We start from the raw sequence: 18,757 nt of genomic DNA on the forward strand, positions 1-18,757 counted from the left end.
CCGGACATCCCGGACAGGGCGTACTTTATTTCTTCTGCAAAGAAAGAAATACCTTCCAGAACATTGACGTGCCGCCACGCTGGTCCCTAGCGTCACCGGGCGAAGGCCTTCCAGTGTGTACGGAACCCGTACCGCTGCCGTACCCGGTGCACCGCGTCCAACGACGCCCACCGTTCCCGTTCCCGCCGCCTCACCGTCCACCGACGACCGCTCGTCGGACGCCCCGCGTCCGACGAGGACCGTCGCTGCCCGGACATCGTGGTTCCGGAAGGATCTGCATGCGCATCAAGGGTTTCCTGCTACCCACCGCACTCGCCCTGGCCGTGGCCGGGGCGCCCGCCACCGCCGTCGCCGCCCCGGCCGACGTCCGCCCCGCCAAGGCCGTCGACCTCGACGTGCTCTTCGTCAGCGCCCACCCCGACGACGAGGCCGGCAGCCTCGCCACCCTCGGCCAGTGGAAGGAGAAGTACGGCGCCAAGGCCGGCGTCGTCACCATCACCCGCGGTGAGGGCGGCGGTAACGCCGTCGGCCTGGAAGAGGGGCCACCGCTGGGCATCATCCGTGAACGCGAGGAGCGCACCGCGATCGGCAAGGCCGGCGTGGAGAACCTCTACAACCTCGACCGGGTCGACTTCTGGTACACCGCGTCCGCCCCGCTGTCCGAGCAGATCTGGGGCCACGACGACACCCTGGGTCAGATCGTCCGGGTCATCCGGACCACCCGGCCCGAGATCATCATGACGATGAACCCGTCGCCGACCCCGGGCAACCACGGCAACCACCAGCAGGCCGCCCGGTTCGCCGCCGAGGCGTTCGCCGCCGCCGCCGACCCGAACGCCTTCCCCGAGCAGCTCAGCGCCGAGGGCCTCACCCCGTTCCGGGCCGCGAAGTTCCTGCGCAGCGGCGGCACCGGCAGCTCCGCCGCCGGGCCGCAGTGCGCGACCAGCTTCACCCCCACCGTCCCCACCGACCAGGTCTTCGGCGTCTGGGAGGGCACCGCGAGCGCCAGCGGGAAGACCTGGGCCGAGATCGAGGTCGACGCCCGCCGGGAGTACGTCACCCAGGGCTGGGCCGGCACCGCCGCCGCCCCCACCGACCCGACCAAGATCCGGTGTGACTTCTACACCCTGATCGACAGCCGCGTCCCGTACGACCCGGCGGACACCTCCCCGGAGGCGATCCTGCGCGGCTCGGTGCTGCCGCCGGTGACCGGTGGCCTGCCCAAGGGCACCGAGCTGTACCTCACCACCGACCGGTTCGACCTGGCCCCCGGCGCGACCGTCGAGGTCACCGCGCACCTGCGCGCCCCGCACAACCGTGCCCTGGTCAAGCCCCGGATCGACCTGCGGCTGCCGGCCGGCTGGAAGGTCAAGGGCTCCGGCGTGCTCAACAGTGACGTGCCGTCGGGCAAGGAGCGGACCCGGAAGTTCACCGTCACCGTTGCGGCCGACGCCGCCACCTTCCAGCAGCAGCTCATCGGGGCCACCCTGACCACCCGTCAGGGTGCCGGGCGCACCGACCGGGCCGTCCGGGTGGTCGCCGACGTCCGGGGCACCCTGGAGCCGCTGCCCGAGGTGGGCACGTTCCGCACCTGGGCCGGTGAGGGCGGATACCCGCAGCTGGACACCCTGATCAAGCCGGTGCTCACCATCGGCTCCGGTCAGCAGCGCACGGTCCGTATCGACCTGCGCAACCACGGCCGGGTCAGCCGCAGCGGCACCGTCACCCTCGGCCTGCCGGCCGGCTTCACCGCCGACGCGGCCACCAAGAGCTACCCCGCGCTGGCCCCCGGCGCGACCGGGGCGGTCACCTTCACCGTCACCAACACCGACGCCACCCTGCCGACCGCCAACGAGGGCGGCACGGACGGCGACTACGGCATCACCATCACCACCACCAGCGCCGCCGGCAGCACCGTGGAGACCGGCGCACTGGAGATCGTCCCGACCACCGAGGTCCCGGCCGCCGGGGCCGGCACCGTCGACGGGGTCGCCTCGCCCGGCGAGTACCCCGGCCCGGAGCTGGACTTCTCCCGCATCTGGGAGGGGCAGGCCACGACCCCGCAGGACGCCTCGGCGACCGGCCGGATCGCCTGGACCGCCGACGGGCTGAAGGTGATCGTCCAGGTCACCGACGACGTGCTGGGCAAGAAGGTCGTCCCGCAGGACTGCAAGCGGCAGCGCCGCACCGACAGTGTGGAGATCATCGTCGACCCGAAGGGGAACTCGACGGACACCTCCACCGTGTTCAAGGCCGGCATCTTCCCGATCACCGACGATCCGGCCAACGGCGACCCGCCGTGCTGGCAGCGCGACGCCGACAACCGGCAGGGCCCGGGGCGACCACCGCACCCGGGATGACCGTGGTCAGCAAGGTCAGCTCCCCGTACACCGGGTACACCATCGAGACGATGATCCCGTTCGCGGTGCTGCCGGACGCCGTGGACCCGGCCCGGATGGGCTTCAACGTGCTGGTCTACGACTCGGACACCCAGGACCTCAGCTCGCAGTCCCGGCTGGGCTGGTCCACCTTCACCGGCGTCCGGGCCGACCCGTACCGCTACGGTCTGACCACCCTGCCCGGCTACCAGCAGGCGGCCCGGCAGCCCAGCACGCCGGTGTTCCCGGACACCTCGGCGCGCAGCGTGCACAGCCCGCAGACCATCGCCCAGTCGGCCGTGGACGGGGTCGCCCCGGCCGCCGTGCCGAGGCTGAAGAACTCGGCGCTGCGGCTGACCTCGGCCCACCGCGTCACCGACGGCGTGCAGGTCACCCTGCGTGCCGACCGGGCCGGAACCGCCTGCCTGTACGCCTGGGACGGCGACACGGCCCAGGGCGAGCACACGGTACGGCTGGCCGCCGGTGACCGGGTCACCGTGACGGTCCCGACCAGCGGGGGCACCCCGACGTCGCTGCTGGCCGCCTTCGAGTCCGGTGGCGCGGCAGTGGCCCAGCAGGTCCCGCTGAACTGATCCACCACCGCACCGGCCGTGGCCGGTCGTCGACCTCCGTCGGCGACCGGCCACGTCGGCGTCGGACGCCGCGCGGCCCGGCTCCCCCGGCACCCGGACCGCCCACCCCTCGCCAGAGCGGACAGCGGGGGCAAGCAGACAGCGGGCGCAGTCGGGGTCAGCCGGTGCAGGTGGTGGTGGGCAGCCCGGTCAGCGGCACCGGGGAACGCCCGGTCGGCTTCGCCTTGCCGGCCAGCACCCCGGCGAGCGCGGTCATCGAGGCCCGACTGGACGAATAGGTCGCCAGCAGCGTCGGCGAGGCCGCCTTCTCCAGCACGTACGGGGTGTCCATCGCCACGGTGACCGCCGCGTCGGCGGCGAGATCCTTCGGGCCGTCGCCGTAGCCGACCAGGTGCACCCGGGTGCCACCCTTGGGCACCACCCGCACGCCCGCATCGGTCAACGCCTCGGTGAGCGCCGCCCGGGTCTTGTCCCGCCCGTCGGAGGTGGTGACGGTGACCGGGCCGGACACCGCCACGCCGCACTTCCCGCGTAGCTGGGTGACCGCCGCGGCGGCCAACGCGGTGGCGGCGGCCCGGTGCGGGGCGCTGTCGAGCGTGGACATCGCCGGCGTCGGTCGGTCGGCGAGCCGGAACTTCATGGTCAACACCCGGGTGACCGCCGCCACCAGCCGGTCCCGGGCAGGGTGCCGTCGCGCAGCGCGGCCAGCAGCCCGTCGTACGCCTGGCCGACGTTCGGGGTCATCAGGATCAGGTCGTTGCCGGCGAGCAGGGCCTTCACCGCCGCCTCGCCCGGCGGGTAACGCTTCGCCGGCGGCATGTTCATCCCGTCGGTGATCACCACGCCCTGGAAACCCAGCTCGCCGCGCAGCACGTCGGTGAGCAGCTTGCGGGAGAAGGTGGCCGGGGTGCCCGGGTCCACGGCGGTGACGTCGAGGTGCGCCGACATCACCGCCATCGCCCCGGCGTCGATGCCGGCCCGGAACGGCGGGAAGGCGGTGGCGTCCAACTCGGCCCGGGGCTGCGCCACCACCGGGACCTCCTGGTGCGAGTCGGCGGCGCTGAGCCCGTGCCCGGGGAAGTGCTTGACGCTGGCCGCCACCCCGGCGCTCTGCAACCCCTGGACCGCGCCCGCGACCTGCCCGGCGGCCCGCTTCGGGTCGGCGCCGAAGGACCGCGAGCCGATCACCGTGCTGCGGGTGGCCAGCACGTCGGCGACCGGGGCGAAGTCCAGGTTCACCCCCATCGCGGCCAGTTCGGTGCCGGCGGCCTTCCAGGCGGCCTCGGTCCGGGCCGGATCGTCGGCCGCCCCGGCGGCGAGCGCGCTGGGCAGCGTGGTCACCCCGTCGGTGATCCGGGTGACCACCCCGTACTCCTGGTCGGTGCCGACCAGGAACGGGGCCGGGCCGGCGGCAAGCTTCCCGGCGGCCTCGCGCAGCCCGGCGGTCAGCTTCTTCACCTGGGCCGGGTTGTCGACGTTGGTGGTGGACTGGTTGCCGGAGGTGGGATCGTCGGCGCTGAACCCGACCAGGATCAGCCCGCCGAGCCGGTACTTCGCGATCATCTCGGCCGGGGTGTCGACCCCGGCGAGGGCCTGGTTGCCGGTGGCCGATCCGGGCGTCACCGTCGTCGCCGAACTGCCGTACGCGTAGGGCATCAGCACCTGGCCGACCAGGTCCTCGTCGGCGAGCGTGCCGGCCAGCGCGGCGGCCCGACCGGCCGGGTCGTCGGCGGTGGGCGCAGCGACGGTCGGGCTGGCTGTCGGGGCGGCCCCGGACAGGGCCGGCGCGGGAGCCTGCCCCTCCCCCGCACATCCGGAGGCGAGCAGCGCGGTCAGGGCGGCGACAGCGACGCCGGCACGTCGCGAGGAGTTCGGCACCCGGCCCATCCAACCCGCGCCGGAGATCAGCGGCAACCCGACCAGGTCAGGCGATGGGTGGAGGATGCCTGTCCCCCACCGGGTGTCCGGCTGACCCGCTCTCCTGGCCGTCCCGCTCTCCTGGCCGTCGGACGGCCGCTCCGGGTGAGCAGACTCACCCACCTCAGGCCGCCGACCGCACGCAGCCGCCGGCCTGGAAGGACTTCCTGCCCCTGCCGACCGGGAAGGCGGCGTGGCCCGCGCCCATCGCAGCAGGCCCCGCCGAGCGCGACCGCCCGAGTCGCTCAGGCGTGCGTCGCAGGTGAGCAACACATTCCCGGGAGGTCTATGCCTGGCGGTCACTATCATGCCGGACAGGCATCGCCCTCCCGGGGCATCGGGGTACGGACGCGCCGGTGGACACCGGCCGCCCCGGCCCACCGGCACCGCTGCCGTCAGCCGACCCGGGTGAGCAGGGTCACCGGCGCACCGTCCCCGGCGTACCGGTAGGGCTCCAGCTCCGCGTCCCAGGCCGTGCCCATCGCCTTGTCCAGGGCGTGCGCCAACGCCTCCGGGCGTACCGACGCCATGATGCTGCGCAGCCGGTCCTCGCCGAGCTGAATGTCGCCGGCCGCGCCCACCGCGGCCCGGAACAGGCCCCGGCCGGGCACGTGCATGAAACGCTCGCCGTCCGCGCCGGTGCTGGGTTCCTCGGTCACCTCGAAACGGATCATGGGCCACTGCCTGAGGGCAGCAGCCAGCTCGGCACCCGTCCCCGGCCGGCCGGTCCATCCGCACTCGGCCCGGCGGGCGCCGGGATCGACGGGCTGGGCCGTCCAGTGCAGGTTGACCGGCGCGGCAAGGACGCGCGCGATCGCCCACTCGACGTGTGAGCACACGGCGAGCGGGGTCGAGTGGACGTATACGACGCCACGCGTTGGCACGGTGACCTCCCGGAGAGCGAGGTGCGTCTTCCCCTACGACCTCGACCACCCGAGTGGCTGTTGCCACACATGATGACTCCTGTGACGGATGGTGCGCCAGGGAATCGGAAAATTCGCCGGCGGGAAATACCCGGACCGGTGACCCGGTTGTGCTCTCCGACGGCACGGTGAGCTGCCAGGCACCGTGGTCGTGTATATTTCTCTGGGCGGTTCTGCGCCGTCGCACCACTTCGCGGGCCGACGATCCAACCGGGCGTTCGATGACCCACCTGGGCGTTCGACGATCCGACCGGGCGTCACCCGCTACAGCCCCCGGACGATCCCCGTCCTCCCGTACGTCTTGCAAGGAGCATCTCCGTGGCAGGCAACACCTCTAAGACCGCGCGCGCGTCAGTCCGGGCCGGCCAGGCTGGCCAGGGTGGCGCCCTCAGCGTGCTGGGCGAGTTCAAGTACCTCATCCCGCTCAACGGCGGCAAGCACGCCTACGTGCGGAACCTGACCAACGGCAAGACCGCGCACCTGCGTACCGACTCCGACGCCTTCGTCGAGGAGATCCGGACGCTGGCCACCGCCGGCCACGCCGCCAAGATCCGCGCCGAGATCAACAACCTCGCCGCCACCCACCCGGACCACGGCTGGGACAAGACCGAGAAGCGTCTCGTCGAGGCCGGCGTCTTCGAGGGCTGAGCCCTCACCGAGCACATCTGGAACCGCCCGTCGGGTCACCCCGGCGGGCGGTTCCTTTTTCTCGTCCCCTCACCATCACGGCGGGATCATCCTCATCCCGCCATGACGATCGCGCTGCGCCAGGATCGCGCTGCGCCATGATCGCGCTGTGGTGATCGCGCTCGATCCAGGTTGTAGTGGCCTCCTGCGTGATGGAAGGGACTACAACCTGGATCGAGCGCGATCATGGGCGCAGCACGCGGTCCTTGGGGCAGCACGCGGTCCCCGGACAGCATGCGATCATGCGCAGCATGCTGCCTCCCGGGCAGCAGAGCGGGACAGCACGGCGGCGGGGCGGAGCAGCACGGCGGCGGGGTGGGGTAGCGCGGGGACGGGAGTCAGGGGTCGAGCAGGGTGACCTCGCCGGTGTCCAGGGCGTACAGGGCACCGACGACGTCGACATCGCCCGTGCCGACCGGGCCGGCCAGCAGGTCGTCGGTGCGTAACGCCCGCACCGTACGCCGTACGTGCCGGCGGACCGCCAGGGGGTGGACTGCCGGGTGGTGCGCGCCCACCTCGACCACCGCCGGGGCGATCCGGTCGACGAGGTATCCCAGGTCACCGCCGGGCCGCTGCCCCGTGCGCAGGCTCTGCACGGTCGAGGCGACCGCCCCGCACCGCTCGTGTCCGAGCACCATCACCAGCGTCACCCCGAGCTGGTCCACCACGTACTCGATCGAGCCTCGTACGGCCCGGTCCAGCACGTGCCCTCCGGTGCGGATCACGCAGATCGAGCCGAAGGTCTGATCGAAGATCGCCTCCAGCGGCACCCGCGAGTCGATGCAGCCGAGCAGCACCGCGTAGGGCTGCTGGTCGCCGGAGGCGACGGCTGCGGCGGCGGTGACGTCGTGGCCGTGGATCGGTCGGCCGCTGACGAAGCGCCGGTTGCCGGCGAGCAGCTCTGCCACCGCCGCCCGGGGCGGACGGACGGACCGGGGCGGCCCGCCAGGCCCCACAGGTCCCACAGGCCCCGCAGGTCCCGACCCGACGGCACCCGCGGATGCCACGGGAGACGACCCGACAACGCCCGCACGTGCCACCGGAGACAGCCTGACAACGCCCGCAGGTTCCGCAGGTCCCGCAGGAGACGACCCGACGGCACCCACGGATGCCACCGGAGACGACCCGACAGCGCCCACGGGGGCCGTTCGGGGAGGCCGGGCAGCTCCGGCGGGCGAACGGTGCATGTCTCCAGACTGGCCGTCGGGGCGGCCCCGCGCGGGGCGGTCGGGAATCTTCTCTCCACCACGGTTGGCGTGGTCTGATGTCGGGTAGCCGGTGTTACCGCCGGGTCACACCGGTGAATGTGTCCCGGTGGCCTGGGGAGGTGGCGATGCCGGATCAGCGGGAGTTGCGGCTACCCGACGAGGTACGACTGCATGTCGAGGTGAGTGGCCCGGCCGATGCCGAGGTCACCGTGGTCCTGCTGCACGGCTGGACGCTGGATGGTCGGGCCTGGCACAAGCAGCTCGCCGACCTGCGCAGCCGGTTCGGCGACCGGGTGCGGGTGGTCGCCTACGACGCCCGGGGGCACGGCCGGTCCAGCTGCATGGCGCTGCGCACGGCGACCCTGGCCCAGCTCGGCGACGACCTGGCAGCGGTGCTGGACGAAGTGGCCCCGGCCGGGCCGGTGGTGCTGGTCGGGCACTCGATGGGCGGGATGACGGTGATGGAGTACGCCCACCGGCATCCGGCCCACTTCGCCGCCCGTACGGCCGGGCTGGTCTTCGTCTCCACCACCGCCGAGGGGCACACCCACACGGTGTACGGTCTGTCGCCGCGGATCGCCCGGCTGATCCGACTCGCCGAGACCACCGGGGCGGGGGTGCTGGCCCGGTGCGGCTCGTGGCGGCCACCTCGTCCGCTGCTGCGCGCCCTCGCGCCGAGCATCCGGTGGATGCTCTTCGGTGACCGGTGCTCCGGCTCCGACATCCGCCTGGTCACCTCGGCGGTGGCCCGCGCGTCGCTGCGCTCGATCGGTGGTTTCCGCGCCTCGATCGGTGCCCAGCACCGGCTGGCCACCCTGGCCGCGTTGGCGCACCTGCCGGCGGCGGCACTGGTCGGTGACCGGGACCGGTTGACCCCGCCGCCGTGCGCGGAGTCGATCGCGGCGGCGCTGCCGGCCACCGAGCTGACCGTCTGCCCGGGTGCCGGGCACATGCTGATGATGGAACGCCCGGACGAGGTGAACGCCGCCCTCGCCGGGGTGCTGCACCGGGTGTTGACCGCCGGCCGGCGAGCCGGGCGCGACCCTGCGGACCAGGTCACGGCCGCTGCGCCGCCGCCGCCCGGTCCTCGCCGGCCCGCCGTCGTCCCGGCGAGGACCGGGCCGACCGGCTGAACCGCCGGGCGGCACGCGGTTCCCCGCCCCCGGCCACGTCCACCCACTTCCCCGGTCGGTCCGGGACGGGGAAGGACCACCGGCCGGGGGCCCCGTGGAGGTGGTGGAGGTCGCCGGACGGGTATCGCCCCGACGCGGGGTGGGTGGGTGCCCGTACCCTCATTCCGCCTGGCATGCACCCGTGCCCGGCGTCGCCGTCGCACAGGAGCCGGTACGTTGACCGACCAGACCACCCTGGAACAGGAGATCGCCGCCGAACAACGGCATCTCGACCGGGTGTATGCCCGGCTCGCCGAGCTGCGTCGCGCGGCGGCCCGCGCCGAGCGGGACGGCTACCGGATGGCCGGGGTCGGCACCTTCGGTGCGCTGGTGGAGCGGGACGCCATGGTGTTCCACGCCGCCCAGCGGCGGCACCTGTTGGACGCTGAGCACGAGGGGCTGGTCTTCGGCCGGCTGGACCTGCGCGACCGGCAGGTGCTGCACGTCGGACGGCTCGGGGTGCGCGGTGACGACGCCGAGACGCTGGTGGTCGACTGGCGGGCCCCGGCCGCCGCCGCCTTCTACCGGGCCACTCCGGCGGAGCCGCTGGGCGTGGTGCGGCGGCGCACGATCAGCTCGTCGGACGAGAAGGTCACCCGGATCGAGGACGACCTGCTCGACCCGGAGGCCGCCCCGCCGGACATGCCGGTGGTGGGTGACGGGGCGCTGCTGGCGACCCTGTCCCGGGCGACCGGTCGGGGGATGCGGGACATCATCGCGACCATCCAGCGGGAGCAGGACGAGGCGATCCGCTCCCCCGGTTCGGGGGTCACCATCGTCTCCGGTGGGCCGGGCACCGGGAAGACGGCGGTGGCCCTGCACCGGGCGGCGTACCTGCTCTATGCCGACCGCAGCCGGTACGGTGGCGGCGGCATCCTGGTGGTGGGCCCGTCGGCGGTCTTCGTGGAGTACATCGCCTCAGTGCTGCCGTCGTTGGGTGAGGAGACCGCCACCCTGCACTCGCTGGGGTCGCTGTTCCCCGGCATGTCGGCGACCCGTACGGACGGGCCCGAGGTGGCGGCGGTGAAGGGTTCGCTGCGGATGCGTCGGGTGTTGGAGCGGGCGGCCCGGGACGCGGTGCCGGACGGCCCGCAGGAGCTGCGGCTGCTCTACCGGGGGACGCTGCTGCGGTTGGAGCGGCGTGAGCTGGACGGCATCCGGGACCGGGCGTTGCACCGGGGGGCCCGCCGTAACGAGGTGCGCCGGGTCGGCTTCGACGGGGTGCTCGCCGCGCTCTACGCGCAGGCCCGTCGGTCGGCCGTCAGCGGGCTGCCCGAGCAGCGTGCCTTCGAGGACGAGATCATCGAGCGGCCGGAGTTCCGGGAGTTCCTCAAGGCGTGGTGGCCCCGGCTGCATCCGCGGCACGTGCTGGGCTGGCTGGCCCGCCCGGACCGGCTGCACCGGTACGCGGCCGGCATCCTCTCCCGGGCGGAGATCGGATTGCTCGTCGCGGCGTACCGGTCGTTGGACGTCGAGGGGCTGACGGTGGCCGACATCGCCCTCCTGGACGAGTTGGACGCCCTGCTGGGCCGGCCGGTGCGGCCGAAGAAGGCGAACCGGGACCCGTTCCAGCTGGCCGGCGGTGTGCGGGAGCTGAGCACGTTCGGTGAGCGGCAGCGCGCGGCCCGGGCGGCGGCCCGGGAACGGCCCGAGGACTACCGGGACTACGCGCACGTGGTGGTGGACGAGTCGCAGGACGTCTCGCCGATGCAGTGGCGGATGGTCGGCCGGCGTGGTCGGCTCGCCTCCTGGACGGTGGTGGGTGATCCGGCGCAGACCGCCTGGACGGGCGACCAGCAGGAGTTGGACCGGGCCCGGGACCAGGCGCTGGGCCGGCGGCGGCGGCACCGGTTCACGCTCTCCACCAACTACCGCAACTCGGCGGAGATCTTCGCGGTGGCGGCGGCGGAGATCCGCCGGCTCTATCCCGACCTGGAGTTGCCGAGTGCGGTGCGGTCCACCGGGGTGGAGCCGGTGGCGCTGCACGTGCCGGCGGCGGAGCTGGCCCCGGCGACGGTGGACGCGGTGGACGCGGTGCTGGCCGAGGTGGCCGGGACGGTCGGCGTGATCACGCCGGTGCCGCGCCGCGACGAGGTCGCCGGCTGGTTGGGCGACCGGGGCGGGGCGCGGCTTCAGGTGGTGACGAGTCTCCAGGCCAAGGGCATGGAGTACGACGGGGTGGTGCTGGTCTGCCCCGGGGAGATCCGGGCCGATCCGGGCTCGGGGGTACGGACGCTCTACGTCGCGTTGTCCCGGGCCACCCAGCGCCTCACCACCATCGACCCCACCGGCTGAGCCACCGGCCCCGATCGGCCCGGCCCCTGGTCGAGGGCCACACCGAACGCTTCTGGGTCGTCGGCGACCCCGCTGTCGTGCTGGGTCGACGGCCCCTGCTGTCGCTCCTGGCCGAAGGCCCGGCTGTCACTTGCATACATAGCGATGTGAGCATAGATTGGATCGGGTCCGCAGCGGCGACGGAAGGTGTGGACGTGGGCGCAGGTCATGACCACAGTGCGACGGTCAGTAACGCCGCACACCGGCACCGCGGTCGGCTCTGGGCGGCTTTCGGACTGCTCGCCGTGTTCATGGTGGTCGAGGCGGTGGCCGCGTTCGGCACCGGCTCACTGGCCCTGCTCTCCGACGCCGGCCACATGTTCACCGACGTCCTCGGCATCGGGATGGCCCTGGCGGCGATCACCGCCACCCGGCGGGCCACGCAGGACCCGCAGCGCACCTTCGGCCTCTACCGGCTGGAGGTGCTCGCCGCGCTGGCCAACGCCGTCCTGCTCAGCGGGGTGGCGATCTACGTGCTGATCGAGGCGGTCCGCCGCTTCGGCGAGCCACCCGAGGTGCTGGCCGGCCCGATGCTGGTGGTGGCGGTGCTCGGCCTGCTCGCCAACCTCGTCGCGTTCGGCCTGCTGCGCGAGGGGGCCAAGGAGAGCATCAACCTGCGCGGGGCGTACCTGGAGGTGGTCGGCGACCTGCTCGGCTCCCTCGGCGTGATCGCGGCGGCGCTGCTGATCGCCGGCACCGGCTGGTGGTGGGCCGACCCGGTGGTCGCCGTGGCGATCGGCGTGTTCATCCTGCCCCGCACCTGGCGGCTCGGGCGGGCGGCGGTGCGCATCCTGGTGCAGGCCGCCCCGGAGCATCTCCCGGTGACCGCCGTACACGACCGGTTGACCGCCGTGCCCGGCGTCGCCGAGGTGCACGACCTGCACGTCTGGACGCTCACCTCCGGCATGGACGTCGCCTCGGCCCACCTCACCCTGGCCGGCGACGCCGAGGCCGGCACCGTGCTCGCCGCCGCCCGTGGTGCCCTGCGGGAGGACTTCCACATCGAGCACGCCACTCTTCAGATCGAGCCCCGAGCGACCCCCGGAGCATGCGGCCCGACCCACTGGTGACCCCGACTGCCGCCCTGCGGCCGGGCCGCCGCCCTGCCACCCGGCCGCCGTCTCGTGCCCGGTGGTCGGGCCCACTCTCCGGGAATCGCGCTGTAGATCAACGGCAATTTGCGCCGTTCACACCTTTTGGCAGTATTCACTCTCGTACCCTCAGTCACGAGGTAGGCAGCTGTCCCACGCGTACCGGTAGGCTCGGCTCCGGCCACCGCCAGGCGGCGCCCACCGGCGCCGGCAGTGGCCGCCGCCTAATCGCCCACCAGGGCGAACCGGGGAACCACGTTCCTGGGGTGCATCCGCGTCAGCGGTAGGGATCTTCCGTCCCGAACCCGTCAGCTAACCCGGTCGGCGGCTGACGGAAGGACATCACATGCACGTACGCACCACCACGCGACTACTGGCCGCAGTCGTCACGGCGCTCGCCCTGGGCGTGTCGTCCGCGCCGTTCAGCCCGGCCGTCGCCGCGCCCACCACCCGCCTCGCCGCCCCCGGCGACGACGAGGAGGGCGGCACCCCGGCCCTGCGCGACCAGCTCGACGCGGCCAGCAAGGGGTGGCTCGACGCGAAGACCGCCCTCGAGCGCTCCACCCGACGTCAGCAGGAGTTGGACGGCCAGCTCAAGGCCATCGAGGCCCAGCTGGTCACGCAGACCGGCAAGGTCGGCGAGATCGCCGGAGCGGCCTACCGCACCGGCCGCCTCGGGCCGATGTCCGCCCTGCTCAACAGCAACAGCCCCGGTGGCTTCATGGACCGCGCGTCGGCGTTGGAGACGGTCGCGGCCCGGGAGGACCAGGAACTGCGCAAGATGATCGAGACCCGGGACCAGGCCGCCCGGACCCGGGCCGCCGTCAGTCGGGAGATCACCGAGCAGCGCAAGCAGGTCGCCACCATGGGCAAGCGGAAGGATCAGGCCGAACGCGCGCTGGCCGTGGCCGCCGCCGACAAGCCGGCCCCCACCTCCTCCAACGACTCCGGCAGTTCGGAGGGCACGTCCAGCAGCAACGCCAAGGGGGCGCCCCGTAACTCCGACGGTTCCTGGCCGTCCGAGTCGTGCAGCGTCAACGACCCGACCCCGGCCAACGGCTGCATCACCCCGCGTACCCTCAACGCCCTCCAGCAGGCCAAGGCGGCCGGTTTCACCCGGTACGTCTCCTGCCACCGTCCCAGTGGTTCCGGTGAACACCCCAAGGGCCGCGCGTGCGACTTCGCCGCGCAGAAGAACGGCTTCGGCGGGGTGGCCAGCGGCGGCGACCGGACGTACGGCAACAACCTCGCCGCCTACTTCATCCGTAACGCCGACCGGCTCGGCGTGCTCTACGTGATCTGGTTCAAGCGGATCTGGCTGCCGAGCAGCGGCTGGAAGGCGTACAGCGGGGGCAACGGCGACCCGTCCAGCGACCACACCAACCACGTGCACCTGTCGATGTACTGAGCTGGCCCGGTGGCCCGTCCACGACGGGCCACCGGAACACCGCCGACAGCCAACCGGAAGACCGCCCGACGGGCCACCGGAACACCGCCCGACCGCAGGGTCGGGCCCGGTGTCGCAGGTCGGCCCCAGGTCAGCCGGCGGCAGACGGGTCGCCGGCCCGGCCGTCCAGCACCGCGCCGAGCCGGCTGGCCAGCCCGAGGTGAGCGGCGCGGGCCTGCCGGAAGGCGTACCCGAACAACGGTGCCGGCGCGGCGAGGGTGATCTCCACGTCGATCCGCAGCAGGTCACCCTCCGTCCGCAGCCGGGTGTGGTTGCGGACCGTGGTGCCCGGCTGCTGTCGGGCCACCGTCACGATCTCGTCGTCGCCGACCTGCAGGACATCCGCCTGATAGGTGACGGGAAACCGCAGCGGCCCCAACTCCAGCCGATCGGTGATCGCATAGCTGGCCAGGGCGCCCGGCCGGGCGGGCAACCGCCGCACCCGGACGATCAGGGGATGCAGTTCCTCCTGCCGGGACAGGTCGCTCAGCAAGGCCACCGCGTCCGCCTGTGCGCAGCGCGCCTGCACCGTGTAGCTGAAGCTCTCCCGCCGGACCACCGGGCCTCCTGACCGTCGTCGGTCGCACGATCGTGCCGCACCCGGGACGGACTGGCAACGTCCCAGGCCAGCGGGCTCAGGCGGGGCCGGTGGTGCGGTCAGGCGCCCGGCAGCACCTCGGGGGTGGCGGCACCGGCGAAGTATGGCTCCGGAGCGCCGAAGAGACCGAGCAGACCGGTGACCCAGAGCTGCCGGTGCACGAACCGGCTCGGTTCGGTGACGATCAACTTGACCCCACTGACCTCGGCGGTCTGGAACCCGGCGACCATCGCGCTGATCCCGACGGAGTCGATGAAGGTGACCAGTCGCATGTTGAGCTCGATCCGGGCGGGCCGGCCCTTGGCCAGCACCTCGGCGATCGCCTCACGTACCTCGTAGGCGGTGTCGACGTCGATCTCGCCACGAGGGGCGATCTCGATGACACCGGCCGGCAGGACCGACTTCACGATCGACAGGCTCACGCGAGCACCTCCACTCGCCCGTCCCCGGGCGCCTCATCAGTACGCGGGCCGCGACCGAGAGTATTCCTCCGACGGCCTCGGTCGCCACCCCTCGGGATGAGCAATTCGCGGATCCGGACGGACCGGGCCGTCCTTTCCCGCACCGTTGCTGGTCCTGTTCTCTCCGACGAACGGCTCAGCTGGGCCGTTCCAACCGTCCCAGAGTAGCGGTCCGGGTCCACTCCGAGCCGGATGCGGAGGGTCGGGCGAGCCCCGTCCGGCCTCCCGGCGCTGGTTGTGCCCGGTGCCTAGCCTGGGCGAGAGATGGGTCACCACGATCGAGGAGACGGATCGATGCTCAAGAGACTGCTCGGCCTGGCCGGCGTCGGCGCACTGCTCGCTCTCGTGCTCGCCTGCGGCTTCGGCGGTGGCGGGGACGACGACGATGACGACGACGGCGACGATTTCGCCCGCGCGACGTCGGTGGTCCTGGTCCGCTAGCCCCGTGACGTCGGCCCGGTGACCGCGGTCACCGGGCCGACGTCACGGCCGGGACAGGCCGAGTCCCGTCCACCGGTCCGAGGTCACGGTCGGGCCGGGTCGACCAGGAGGGAATGATTTCCACCGGCCGGGATCACGCTCCGTCCGCGTCGGGTTTGCGACCCGGTCGGGTGGGGCACTGCTGGGAGGACGGGCGGACGACCGGGCGGGCGAGTACCGTCACGAGCCGCAGAGACGTCGAAGTCCGAAGTGGCCGCAGACTTCGGCATTCGAGGAGGTAATCACGATGTTCGGCAGCAACCTTCTGGAGCGCCGCAGCAAGCCCGAGCGGATCGCCGACCAGGCCTGGCACCACCTGCTCTCGGCGGTCGACTCCGCCGGTGACAGCGTGCGGGACGCCGCCAGGTCGGTCCGGGACTCGGGACTGGCCGACGCCGGTGACCTGGTCGGCTCGACCGCCGACGAGGCACGCCGACGGGCCACGCTCGCCTTCGACGCGCTCGCCGGCCGCCGCCCGGCCCTGCCCTGGACCCTGCTGATCAGCGCGGCGCTGGTCGGCGCGGCGATCGGCTGGGCTGCCGGCACCGCCGCGCGGGCTGCCGGCAGCAGAGATGACCGGGCCGCCGACGACATCGAGTTCGTCGACGTGGACCGGCCCAACTCCCCGGTCGGTCTGGACGACTGACCGTCCCACGGCACGCACAGGCCCCGGTCGCGCCCTTCGGCGCCGACCGGGGCCTGTGCCGTCTTCGATCCACTCCGTTGGGGCGATGTTGCGGTAGAGACCCGGGGTCGACGCCGCACCATCGCCGCCACTGAGTCGATCAGCCACCGGCCGGGCGGGTCCCAGGCCGGACACGCGCCGGCTCCCCCGACGGGATCGGGGGAGCCGGCAGGTGTCGGATAGTTGATAGTCGTCAGCGGCTGGTGCAGGTGACCGCCGGGACGGTGTTGCTGCCGGTGACGTTGGCGGTGAAGCCGACGCTGGTGGTGGCCCCGGCACCGAGCGCGCCGTTCCACCCGGCGTCGCGCACCGAGACGCGCGCCCCGGTCTGGGTCAGGGTGCCGCCCCAGAGCGAGTTGATCGTCTGACCGTTGGCGAACGTCCAGCTGAGCGTCCAGCCGGCGATCGGCGCGGTGCCCGCGTTCCGCACCGTCACCTCGCCCTGGAAGCCACCCGGCCACGACCCGGTCACCTGGTACGTCGCCGCGCACCCACCGGTGGGCGGCGGGGTGGTGGGCGGAGGCGTGGTGGGGGCGGCGTGGTCGGCGGCGGGGTGGTCGGCGGAGGCGTGGTGGGGGCGGCGTGGTGGGCGGGGGCGTGGTCGGCGGAGGCGTGGTGGGCGGAGGCGTGGTCGGATTGCTGCCGAGCCGGTCGGCGACCAGGATGCCCCGGCCGTTGGTGCCCAGGTAGACCCGGCCGTAGACCCTCGGGTCCCCGGTGAGCGCCTCGCCCGCGTTGCCGTACTGGTGCTGGTCGTCGTTGATCCGCACCCAGGCCCCGCCGGTGTTGTCGGAGCGGTAGACGCCGGCCTTGCCGTCGACGGTGCCGAAGGTGAACACCGCCGGGTACGTCTGCCCGGGGGCGGCCTTGCCGAAGCCGACGTTCACCGCCGCCGACACCCCGGCCAACTTGGTGAAGCTGGCCCCGGAGTCGGTGGAGCGCCACAGCCCGCCCTCACCGGCCAGCCAGACGTCGCCCTCCTTGCCGGGCACCGCCTTGAACTTCACGTTCCCGGTGGCCGGCAGGCCGGTGGCGGCGGAGGCGGTGAAGCTGGCCCCACCGTTGGTGCTGACATAGAACTTGCCGGCGCTGAAACCGTAGAACTTGTTCTTGTTGACCCGGTCGGACTCGACGACCGCGTTGGCCGGGATACCGGTGGCGGCGGTCCACGAGTTGCCGAAGCCCACCGAGCGGATGACCTGCTGCCCGGCGTCACCCGGGGCCCAGACGAACTGGCTGCCGTCGGCGGCGGCGGCGACCGTGCCGCCGTTGTTGACCCCGCCCGGCTCGCTGCCCTGGAACCAGTTCGCCCCGCCGTCGGTGGAGAACGCGATGTGGCTGTCGTTGGGGCGGTCGGCGTCGGTGAAGTTGCCGGCCCGCACCATCGTCGCCGGGTTCGCCTCGGCGTAGTCGAGGCTGGTGGTGGTGGTGAAGACCGGCTGGGTGAACAGCATCGGCGGCACCGCGTCGAGGTCGGTGTGCCGGAACCCGCCGATGTCACCGAGCCCGCTGATCAGCGGTGCCCCGGTGGGCGGGCTGATCAGGTCCTGTACGGCGGTCTCCTCCAGGCCCTTGACCATCGGCTTGATGGTGAGCTGGCCACCGGTGTCCCACTTGGTGAGGTCGGTGCTGCCGTAGATGGTCGCGCCGGTGCCGTACATGAAGCGGTTCGAGTCGAACGGGTCGATCTCCACCGACTCGTTCATCCAACCCAGCTTCGGGGACTCCTCCGGCGGGGCCGGGTTGGCCCCGAAGGTCAGCCACGGCACCGAACTGATGTCCATCTTGAACTTCTTGGTGCGCTCCGGGTAGCTGCCGAACTCCCAGATCCGGCTCCAGGTCGCGCCGCCGTCGGTGCTGCGGAAGAAGATCGCGTCCGGCCACCAGGAGATCTGGGTCGCGACCATCAGGGTGTTCGGCTTCTGCCGGTCGATGGTCAGCCCCGAGTAGCCGAAGTAGGCGTCGCTGCTGGACGACGGGATCGGGCTGATCTGCGTCCACGCGCCGGTGGCCCGGTTGAACTTCCACACGTCACCCTTGCCCCCGTCGTACGGGCCGCCGGTGTCGCTGGTGGCGATGTAGAGGAAGCCGCCGACGGGGTCCACCACACCCTTGTGGGCCAGGTAGCCGGTGGGCTGACCGGCGATCCGCTCCCAGCTGGTGCCACCGTTGGTCGAGCGGTACACCGGGTTCGCCTTGTCCGCCACGCCGACGTAGATGGTCTGCGTGGCGTTGCCCACCGTACCGGTGCTCTTGTCGAAGGTGACCCAGGTCAGGCCCTGGTTCTGGCTCTGGTAGCCGGTGGTGTCGTTGGGGTCGGCCCGGTAGTTGCCGACGTTGGGGAAGTTCGCCACCTTGGCCCAGGTGACCCCGAAGTCGGTGCTGCGCCACAGGCCGTTGCCGCCCTCGGCGCCGTAGTAGATGACGCTGTTCTTGTTGGGGTCGACGGCGAGCCGCTCGCCCATGCCCCGGCCGGGCATGTTGCCGCCGTTCTTGAACGGCAGCGCGGTGGCCTGCCAGGTGGCACCCTTGTCCGAAGAGCGCAGGATCGCGCCGTTGTTCGGGTCCCAGTCGTTGGTGTACATGCCGACGGCCGCGTACACCCGGTTGGTCTGCACCGGGTCGGTGGCCAGGCTGACCACGCCGTTGTAGCCCCACTTGTCCGCGCCGACCCAGTCGAGCAGCGGCGTCCAGGACTGGCTGGCCTGCTCCCACCGGTACGCGCCGCCGATGTCGGTGCGCGCGTAGATCAGGTTCTTCTCGGTCTGGTTGAAGACGATGCC

At 72.6% G+C, this 18,757-nt stretch carries 12 protein-coding genes, 2 pseudogenes and 1 riboswitch; of the genes and pseudogenes, 8 read left to right on the top strand and 6 right to left on the bottom strand.

Translation table 11 applies throughout. From position 1 onward, the window contains the following. Nucleotides 1-278 precede the first annotated feature (278 nt). Both J7462_RS12050 and J7462_RS32145 read left to right on the top strand, forming a co-directional pair. On the top strand, nucleotides 279-2,360 hold the full coding sequence (locus J7462_RS12050) for a PIG-L family deacetylase (protein WP_255597688.1): 2,082 nt from the start codon (nucleotides 279-281) through the stop codon (nucleotides 2,358-2,360). Further along, entirely contained in the window at nucleotides 2,357-2,971 is a 615-nt protein-coding gene (locus tag J7462_RS32145) for a CBM9 family sugar-binding protein (RefSeq protein ID WP_255597689.1), read from the top strand. Before J7462_RS12050 ends, J7462_RS32145 begins: the two co-directional genes overlap by 4 nt. 157 nt (nucleotides 2,972-3,128) lie before the next feature. Here the strand turns inward: J7462_RS32145 and J7462_RS12055 are convergent. Both J7462_RS12055 and J7462_RS12060 read right to left on the bottom strand, forming a co-directional pair. Further along, nucleotides 3,129-4,858 (bottom strand): annotated as a pseudogene (locus J7462_RS12055) (glycoside hydrolase family 3 protein). Between the two features lie 425 nt (nucleotides 4,859-5,283). Further along, nucleotides 5,284-5,772 (bottom strand): DUF3145 domain-containing protein, encoded by a 489-nt coding sequence (locus tag J7462_RS12060; protein ID WP_088647746.1) that lies wholly within the window; start codon nucleotides 5,770-5,772, stop codon nucleotides 5,284-5,286. Nucleotides 5,773-6,129: 357 nt separating this feature from the next. Between J7462_RS12060 and J7462_RS12065 the strand changes: the two genes are divergently transcribed. After that, nucleotides 6,130-6,459 (top strand): hypothetical protein, encoded by a 330-nt coding sequence (locus J7462_RS12065; RefSeq protein ID WP_208568913.1) that lies wholly within the window; start codon nucleotides 6,130-6,132, stop codon nucleotides 6,457-6,459. A 377-nt stretch (nucleotides 6,460-6,836) separates the two neighbouring features. Here J7462_RS12065 and J7462_RS12070 read toward each other — a convergent pair whose 3' ends face one another. Then, complete coding sequence (locus tag J7462_RS12070; protein WP_308290875.1) at nucleotides 6,837-7,406, bottom strand: carbonic anhydrase; 570 nt, start codon at nucleotides 7,404-7,406, stop codon at nucleotides 6,837-6,839. Nucleotides 7,407-7,831: 425 nt separating this feature from the next. On the opposite strand from J7462_RS12070, the pseudogene J7462_RS12075 reads away from it, so the two are divergent. From J7462_RS12075 to J7462_RS12090, 4 genes and pseudogenes are all read left to right on the top strand, one after another. Continuing rightward, nucleotides 7,832-8,722: pseudogene (locus tag J7462_RS12075) on the top strand (alpha/beta fold hydrolase); the annotation flags it as partial. 333 nt (nucleotides 8,723-9,055) lie between these two features. Further along, the gene (locus J7462_RS12080) at nucleotides 9,056-11,173 is read left to right on the top strand and encodes an AAA family ATPase (RefSeq protein ID WP_219464136.1); all 2,118 of its coding nucleotides are present in this window, start codon (nucleotides 9,056-9,058) and stop codon (nucleotides 11,171-11,173) included. A gap of 194 nt (nucleotides 11,174-11,367) precedes the next feature. Next, nucleotides 11,368-12,282 carry a cation diffusion facilitator family transporter gene (locus tag J7462_RS12085; protein WP_219464137.1) on the top strand — a complete coding sequence of 305 codons (915 nt, stop codon included), beginning with the start codon at nucleotides 11,368-11,370 and terminating at the stop codon, nucleotides 12,280-12,282. Nucleotides 12,283-12,514: 232 nt separating this feature from the next. Then, nucleotides 12,515-12,646: riboswitch (cyclic di-AMP (ydaO/yuaA leader) on the top strand. 3 nt (nucleotides 12,647-12,649) lie between these two features. Next, entirely contained in the window at nucleotides 12,650-13,711 is a 1,062-nt protein-coding gene (locus J7462_RS12090; protein ID WP_219464139.1) for a hypothetical protein, read from the top strand. A gap of 130 nt (nucleotides 13,712-13,841) precedes the next feature. Here J7462_RS12090 and J7462_RS12095 read toward each other — a convergent pair whose 3' ends face one another. Beyond that, nucleotides 13,842-14,309 (bottom strand): SRPBCC family protein, encoded by a 468-nt coding sequence (locus tag J7462_RS12095; RefSeq protein WP_219464141.1) that lies wholly within the window; start codon nucleotides 14,307-14,309, stop codon nucleotides 13,842-13,844. A gap of 98 nt (nucleotides 14,310-14,407) precedes the next feature. Beyond that, a complete protein-coding gene (locus tag J7462_RS12100; RefSeq protein WP_067309377.1) occupies nucleotides 14,408-14,770 on the bottom strand; it encodes an STAS domain-containing protein in 363 nt (120 codons plus the stop codon). 333 nt (nucleotides 14,771-15,103) lie between these two features. On the opposite strand from J7462_RS12100, the gene J7462_RS12105 reads away from it, so the two are divergent. Continuing rightward, nucleotides 15,104-15,250 carry a hypothetical protein gene (locus tag J7462_RS12105; protein ID WP_208568905.1) on the top strand — a complete coding sequence of 49 codons (147 nt, stop codon included), beginning with the start codon at nucleotides 15,104-15,106 and terminating at the stop codon, nucleotides 15,248-15,250. Nucleotides 15,251-16,167: 917 nt separating this feature from the next. Here the strand turns inward: J7462_RS12105 and J7462_RS32955 are convergent. Then, nucleotides 16,168-16,446, bottom strand: a complete 279-nt coding sequence (locus J7462_RS32955; protein WP_308291115.1) for a cellulose binding domain-containing protein — start codon at nucleotides 16,444-16,446, stop codon at nucleotides 16,168-16,170. Between the last annotated feature and the right edge of the window lie 2,311 nt (nucleotides 16,447-18,757).

The sequence above is a fragment of the Micromonospora sp. RL09-050-HVF-A genome (genome assembly GCF_019374995.1).
In the GTDB taxonomy this organism is placed as follows: domain Bacteria; phylum Actinomycetota; class Actinomycetes; order Mycobacteriales; family Micromonosporaceae; genus Micromonospora; species Micromonospora antibiotica.

What these genes read in the sequence shown, in the direction of transcription:
- J7462_RS12050 (WP_255597688.1), top strand. Translation starts at nt 279, where the DNA reads ATGCGCATCAAGGGTTTCCTGCTACCCACCGCACTCGCCCTGGCCGTG.
- J7462_RS32145 (WP_255597689.1), top strand. Translation starts at nt 2,357, where the DNA reads ATGACCGTGGTCAGCAAGGTCAGCTCCCCGTACACCGGGTACACCATC.
- J7462_RS12090 (WP_219464139.1), top strand. Translation starts at nt 12,650, where the DNA reads ATGCACGTACGCACCACCACGCGACTACTGGCCGCAGTCGTCACGGCG.
- J7462_RS12105 (WP_208568905.1), top strand. Translation starts at nt 15,104, where the DNA reads ATGCTCAAGAGACTGCTCGGCCTGGCCGGCGTCGGCGCACTGCTCGCT.